At 26.9% G+C, this 731-nt stretch carries 1 protein-coding gene; it reads left to right on the top strand.

All coding sequences use genetic code 11. The features are described 5' to 3' along the window. On the top strand, positions 1 to 490 hold a 490-nt coding region (locus tag BG20_RS02445), incomplete at its 5' end, for a recombinase A (protein WP_010190457.1). Positions 491 to 731: the final 241 nt, after the last annotated feature.

Below are 731 nucleotides of genomic sequence, written 5' to 3'. Positions count from 1 at the left end.
AGGAAGTTTTAGACCAGAAAGAATTCTCGAAATCCAAAAAAAACAAAATTTAACATTTGACATTCTTGAAAAAATAACTATTTCACGAATTACTAATACTTCGGACCAAATAAAATCAATTGATATTATGAATTGCTCAAACTTTTCCCTAATTGTGATTGATAATATCACTGATTTATTCTCTTATGAATATTCAAAAGCAGATAAGACTTTTGAAAAAAATTCATTATTTATAAGATATATTCATAATTTATCATTAGTTGCAATTAATAAAAAAATTCCAATTATTATAACTAATATGATTAGAAACATAGACGGTATAGAGATGGAAAATATGAAAACAGCTGTTGATTTATTTACGCACATCAAAATTAAACTTAGAAAAACAAACTCAAAATTTCATGGTGAAATAAGGTGGCTTTTACATTTAGCTTCTTTTTCATATAAAATACATTCTGCAGGACTATCTGATTATCCTGAAGATATTTAACTATCAATCATAAAGTTTAGGAATGGCAGGAATTTTTGACTCGATTCCAATAATCACAGTAGTGTTATTTGCACTTGGCTTAGTTGGCGTAATAGTTTATGAAAGATCACGATCAAACATATCAAAAGAATCAGACTCCTGATTCAACGCTTGATTCTCTGTTTTCTGATTTTGGATTTACATCTCTTACTGAAATTCAGAAAAAAGCTTCTCCTATAATTTTACATAAAAAAGACTGTTT

It is taken from the genome of Candidatus Nitrosarchaeum limnium BG20 (assembly GCF_000241145.1).
Classification (GTDB): Archaea; Thermoproteota; Nitrososphaeria; order Nitrososphaerales; family Nitrosopumilaceae; genus Nitrosarchaeum; species Nitrosarchaeum limnae.
This window is presented reverse-complemented; position numbering and strand designations above follow the sequence as displayed.